Below are 348 nucleotides of genomic sequence, written 5' to 3'. Positions count from 1 at the left end.
GCGGTTCAGCGGCTCGCGAACGCCATCGGCCGTAGCCTTGGCGAGCGAGGTTTCGCCCTTACCGTCCAGCGAGATCACGCCACCGTTGACGCCTTGAGCCACCAGGGCATCAGCGACGGTGCGCGAACGACGGTTCGACAGACCCAGGTTGTAGGCTGCGTTACCCGAGGTGTCGGTGTGACCAACGACCAGGATACGGGTCGGAGCGCCCGACTTGGCGTAGTTGGCAGCTTGCGACACAACCGAGCGAGCTTCTGCGGTCAGGTCCGAACGGTCGAAGTCGAAGTAGACTACAAACTGACGGGCTGCCGGCTTAGCCGGAGGCGGCGGCGGCGGCGGCGGCGGCGG

Annotated in this window: 1 protein-coding gene; it reads right to left on the bottom strand. The window is 66.4% G+C overall.

Annotation, left to right across the window (positions count from 1 at the left end; translation table 11 throughout):
- On the bottom strand, positions 1-348 hold a 348-nt coding region (locus tag OB03_RS14680; RefSeq protein ID WP_461344663.1), incomplete at both ends, for an OmpA family protein.

This window comes from Brevundimonas sp. GN22, assembly GCF_054824005.1.
The sequence above is the reverse complement of the archived record's forward strand: the minus strand, read 5'-3'. Positions and strand labels throughout refer to the sequence as shown.